Source organism: Flavobacterium odoriferum, from assembly GCF_025499515.1.
GTDB classification, from domain to species: Bacteria; Bacteroidota; Bacteroidia; order Flavobacteriales; family Flavobacteriaceae; genus Flavobacterium; species Flavobacterium odoriferum.
In genome coordinates, this window is record NZ_JAMKFA010000076.1 from 1 (window position 1) to 304 (window position 304).

Sequence of the window (304 nt, forward strand, 5' to 3'; positions counted from 1 at the left end):
CGAGGACGTCATTGGTTGATGACTTGGAATTCTATGAAGGCCGAGAAAAGTCATTGCTGGTGAAAAGAGGCAGCAAGCCTGGTGAATTATATGCGAATGGAAACCTATCAAAGCAGCAGGTGGAGCAAGAAGCTAAAGGTGCAGAAGAAGTGAGCAAGAACCAGGGTTCATCTGTTTCAACTCTTGTCAACCTCACCAATAAGATGTCCCTCAATTCTGATCCGAAAGTAGCGTTGTAGTTAATTTATCACAAATATCCATGTCCAACCGTTTGAGTTGATTAGAGTCTGTTTGTAGTTTTGCC

General features: G+C 42.8%; 1 protein-coding gene. It reads left to right on the forward strand.

The window, feature by feature from the left end; genetic code table 11:
- The coding region (locus M9Q43_RS14160; protein ID WP_262319509.1) for a hypothetical protein at positions 1–239 on the forward strand (239 nt) is incomplete at its 5' end.
- Positions 240–304 lie beyond the last annotated feature (65 nt).